The organism is Paenibacillus sp. J2R1T-4 (genome assembly GCF_059692235.1).
Window position 1 is genome coordinate 1 of sequence record NZ_JCAUBA010000044.1, and the last position, 3,654, is coordinate 3,654.

General features: G+C 48.2%; 4 protein-coding genes. 1 reads left to right on the forward strand and 3 read right to left on the reverse strand.

The features are described from left to right. Nucleotides 1–229 precede the first annotated feature (229 nt). The 3 genes from AC58QD_RS32405 to AC58QD_RS32415 form a co-directional block, all read right to left on the reverse strand. On the reverse strand, nucleotides 230–664 hold the full coding sequence (locus AC58QD_RS32405) for a BrxA/BrxB family bacilliredoxin (RefSeq protein WP_497339188.1): 435 nt from the start codon (nucleotides 662–664) through the stop codon (nucleotides 230–232). A 111-nt stretch (nucleotides 665–775) separates the two neighbouring features. Further along, on the reverse strand, nucleotides 776–1,165 hold the full coding sequence (locus AC58QD_RS32410) for a DUF3905 domain-containing protein (protein ID WP_497339189.1): 390 nt from the start codon (nucleotides 1,163–1,165) through the stop codon (nucleotides 776–778). 42 nt (nucleotides 1,166–1,207) lie between these two features. Further along, entirely contained in the window at nucleotides 1,208–2,086 is an 879-nt protein-coding gene (locus AC58QD_RS32415) for a hypothetical protein (protein ID WP_497339191.1), read from the reverse strand. 193 nt (nucleotides 2,087–2,279) lie between these two features. On the opposite strand from AC58QD_RS32415, the gene AC58QD_RS32420 reads away from it, so the two are divergent. Then, nucleotides 2,280–3,563, forward strand: a complete 1,284-nt coding sequence (locus tag AC58QD_RS32420; RefSeq protein ID WP_497339192.1) for a BaiN/RdsA family NAD(P)/FAD-dependent oxidoreductase — start codon at nucleotides 2,280–2,282, stop codon at nucleotides 3,561–3,563. Nucleotides 3,564–3,654 lie beyond the last annotated feature (91 nt).

The window sequence follows — 3,654 nt, forward strand, 5'->3', positions numbered from 1 at the left end:
TCCAACGAAAGTTAGCCTTATATGAGATTCGTGTTCCTCGGACCAGAGATTTGCCGCTGACTTCCTTCAGATTCGACCTCACGGTCGACACCCTTGTCTTAAGCTATGGTTTACTACTGCCTTCACCATTCGGGACTTGAACCCTAGAGATAGCGCCCATGCTGGGCGCACATACAAACAACCGCTGGAAGCTTAGCTCCAGCGGTTGTTGTACAAATTACGGTTCAGCTTACTTGCAGTATTGCTCGAATGCATTCGAGAGATCACGAGCGATATCTTCCGCAGAACGATTCTCGATCTGGTGACGTTCGATCATATGAACCAGCTCGCCGTCCTTCATAAGTGCGATCGATGGCGATGATGGAGGGTAAGGCGCGAAGTATTCGCGTGCCTTAGCAGTAGCTTCCTTATCTTGACCCGCGAATACGGTGAACAAACGATCTGGCAACACTTCGCTCTGAAGAGCTTTGGCAACACCTGGACGGCATTGTCCTGCAGCGCATCCGCATACGGAGTTCACAACTACGAGAGCTGTACCCTCTGTATTGGCGAAGTTCTCTACTACTTCTTCAGGGGTCTTCAATTCGGTAATACCCAAGCGAGTTAAATCCTCGCGCATAGGGGTTACCATATCACGCATATAAGCTTCAAATGACATCGACATTGTCGCTTCACTCCTTCAATTATCATGAAATTTCCGATATGAAAATGTATGTTACTATATTTTATTATACATCGCCGCTCGGAAGAAGCAAAGCATTGTCACTCATTCCTATTATCCTTTTTGTTCCGGGTGCGAGTCGTTTTCATTATTTGTCGAAATGGTGCTGGCAGGATAGGCGACATCCTTGTCAGGATGCAGGAAAGTAGCTCCTGGATCGGTAGGGAGGATGCCCTTCTCAAAATAGTCACGATTCTCAGCGGTCTGGAAACCGATATCTTTATAAGGATGCACCCACTCGTCCCCCATCATCACGGCAGGATCCGTATCAGCGGTCCACTGCTGCAGTGGTGAATCTTCCGATTCGTACATATGATCGCCAATAACAACCCCGTGCTCATTCACAAAAACATCTCGAGGCCCTCTGCCATGCTCAAACTCCGGCAAAAAATTAATCTCGAACGGATCCAGATTCGGATCATCTTTGTTCGTTTCTTTATTCATATGTGCCATTCCCTCCTCGCTATCCTTCCTATATTTCACTTGTTATGTGGAGGGGCGGTTCGGTCCATCCAGCTTCTTATCGACGATATCACCGCTGGTTCCCTGATTATTCTTGTTCTCATTCTCACGCTCGTGTTCACGCTGCTCTAGCGAATCTCCTTTATTCTCGTTCGGTTGCATATATGTCATCTCCTTTCGTTTGTTCCTATTATGTGTATGGACGGGAAAAATAATCCCAATTATCGCTAATCCCAAGAACAGCAGCTGTGTGCTGCTCAACAAGAAGATAAGGGAATCGCTTGTCCGATCGAATAACGAGATCACTAGACCTCCTGCACCCACTGTAATAGCTGTTTCTCGGAAAATAGCTCCGCGCCCCGCTTCACCCGCGCTAACCTTCTTCCAAAGCCGATAGCCTAAGCCCAACGTCAATACCAACATATATACATTCAATGGATGGTAAAAGCTTTGCCCGAATCCGTCCTGAATGCCCCAAGGCAGATCCGTAGGACGTCCATAACGCCACAGCAGCATGGATGAAACGAGCATAGCGATTGTCGACCCGAATGCTAGCATATCCAGGAACAGCCGATACTCCAATCTCCCTTTTTTCAGGCGATAGGTGATGAACCCAGCCGCTGCGATCAACCCAATCCCAATCTCTCTTGATGATCCGCTCATAAGCAATAAAGTCATAGGCCGTTCCCAGAGCAGACTTGGAGTCGTCAGCAAGTGGCCCAGCTTCCAGAATACTAATACCAGTAAAGCTGCATTCATTAGAAGCTCTAGTAAGGGAGCAGCCTGATCTCCGAAATAACGCCAACGTAACCGGATAACTCCCCAACCGCATACTAGGGAAATGATTATTACGAGTAACCCTTTATTCAAGACAAATGGACCTATTTCGACAATCTCATTCATAGCTGTGATTCTCCTCTCAATCACTTGCTCAGCATCCGTATGTATTGCCCGATTGCATATTAAGAATTATAGCATTTAGCCGGTTATCCATGCGGGTTGTTTTGTAGTATGTACGGACATGCTGTATCATAGGGTTAAGCGTAGATTTGTATCTTTTTACACTATACAACAATTGTGATACGGGAGTCCTGATATGAAAGTAGATACCATTGTCATTGGCGGAGGCTCTGCCGGATTAATGGCAAGTGTAGCCGCCAGCTCACATGGAGCGAAGGTGCTGCTGATCGATAAAGGGGATAAACTAGGCCGCAAGCTGGGGATCTCCGGAGGCGGACGATGCAATGTAACGAATGCCAAGCCTATCGATGAGTTAATTAAGAATATTCCAGGTAACGGCCGATTCCTGCACAGTGCCCTGGCTCATTTCAGCAATACGGATATCGTGGCTTTCTTCGAAGGTCTTGGAATTCAGTTGAAAGAAGAAGATAACGGGAGAATGTTCCCGGTAACGGATAAAGCGAAGACAGTAGTAGACGCCCTCGTGAACCAGGCGAGACGACAAGGTGTACAGATCCGAACGAATAGCCCTGTAGATTCGGTGCAATACGCGGACGGAAGTGTCTCAGGTGTGAGACTGAGGAACGGTGAGGTGATTCGGTGCAGCAGCGTCATAATTGCAACGGGTGGCAAGTCGGTGCCGCATACCGGCTCTACAGGCGATGGTTACGCTTGGGCTGAGGCGGCTGGCCATTCGATTACGGAGCTGTTCCCAACGGAAGTTCCGCTGACATCGAATGATACGCTCATCCGCAGTAAGGAGCTTCAAGGATTATCCCTCCGAAGTGTCGCGCTCTCAGTCTGGGACGCGCGGGGTAAAGCATTGATCACGCATCAAGGCGATATGTTATTCACGCATTTCGGGTTGTCCGGGCCAATTGCCCTGCGTTGCAGTCAGTTCGTTGTGAAGCAAATGAAGAAGACTGGAGATCGCAAAGTCACTGTCAGTATTGACTTGTTTCCCGATCAGACGGATGAAGAGTGGTATAAAGACACACTTGCTCTAGCTGAGCAGGATGCGAAAAAAGCGATCAAAAATGTGCTGAAGCCGATCCTACCGGATAGGCTCATTCCGATCCTGCTTAGGCTGGCTAAGCTGGATGAGCATACAACCTACCACAATATTCCCCGGCAGCAGTGGATGGAGCTGGCTAAGACGGTTAAGCGTTTCGAGCTATCGGTCAACGGAACGTTATCGATCGAGGAAGCTTTTGTAACCGGAGGAGGGGTGAATCTTAAGGAGATTGATCCGAAGACGATGCAGTCCAAGTTGGTTGAAGGTTTGTTCTTCTGCGGAGAAATTTTAGACATTCACGGGTACACGGGCGGGTATAACATCACGGCTGCCTTTGCGACGGGTTATACCGCAGGAAAGCATGCTGCATTGGCTGGTGTTATGGAATCGAGTAGGAAGGAGTGATTAACTCCCGACCTCTCACACCACCGTACGTACCGTTCGGTATACGGCGGTTCATGAAATATTCCGTAATGAGTTATATCTGTCCATTAAA

Excerpts from the sequence above, each read along its gene's own strand:
- AC58QD_RS32415 (WP_497339191.1), bottom strand. The coding sequence starts at position 2,086 with ATGAATGAGATTGTCGAAATAGGTCCATTTGTCTTGAATAAAGGGTTA.
- AC58QD_RS32420 (WP_497339192.1), top strand. The coding sequence starts at position 2,280 with ATGAAAGTAGATACCATTGTCATTGGCGGAGGCTCTGCCGGATTAATG.
- AC58QD_RS32405 (WP_497339188.1), bottom strand. The coding sequence starts at position 664 with ATGTCGATGTCATTTGAAGCTTATATGCGTGATATGGTAACCCCTATG.
- AC58QD_RS32410 (WP_497339189.1), bottom strand. The coding sequence starts at position 1,165 with ATGAATAAAGAAACGAACAAAGATGATCCGAATCTGGATCCGTTCGAG.